Source organism: Pelomicrobium sp. G1, from assembly GCF_051905455.1.
Classification (GTDB): Bacteria; Pseudomonadota; Gammaproteobacteria; order Burkholderiales; family UBA6910; genus Pelomicrobium.
Map to the genome: position 1 here is coordinate 1 of NZ_JBQACR010000060.1, position 682 is coordinate 682.

Sequence of the window (682 nt, forward strand, 5' to 3'; positions counted from 1 at the left end):
CCCGTCCGGGGATCGGTGTATTGGTCAACGACGCGCCAGCGGGAAGCGAAGTGCTGGGCTTGGGTAGGGGACATGCCAGCTTCTTTAAGTTCATCAATGAAGCTCTCGCCCGCATAATCGCCGTATGCAGCCATCGCAAGTTCGGCATGCTTGAAATATTTCTCGATTGGGTCCATCAGTTTCTCCCAATGTCTTTGTCACTCATGAATATGGATCTAACCAAAGCTTCCTGGCCCGCTTCTCTAGGACATGCAAATGACGAAGGATGCCAAGGACCCAGCATATCTCCTCCGCGTCTTGAGTATCTTTTGGATTCGCCAAGTATTTTTCCGTCGCGTTTTCTTGTTATTTGAACGTGCGTGTGCCACATCTCCGGATTCCCTCTCCTGTAGTATGTCGTCTCACTCTTGAGAAGATATTCCTCCACTCGGACATTTCCATGCTGAGCAGAATCGACTCGCGTTTTCATGACGGACTCCATCACCGTCCTCTTGTCGTCGTGCCGATAAGCCGCCTTGTTCTCTACCCGCTCCTGATACATCTTCGGCATGCCCCACCGGTCAAACCCATCCGCCGGCAACTTCACCTGCTCGTAGACCCGGATGCCGCCGTCGATGGCGCACAGGCGTCTCACCTCTGCATCCAACGCCATTTGAGTCTGGGTTGCGCAACTCGCCATGAG

The 682-nt window shown here is 53.5% G+C and carries 1 protein-coding gene; it reads right to left on the reverse strand.

From position 1 onward, the window contains the following. Window positions 1-175 precede the first annotated feature (175 nt). On the reverse strand, window positions 176-682 hold a 507-nt coding region (locus ACTFO6_RS17420; RefSeq protein ID WP_439935695.1), incomplete at its 5' end, for a hypothetical protein.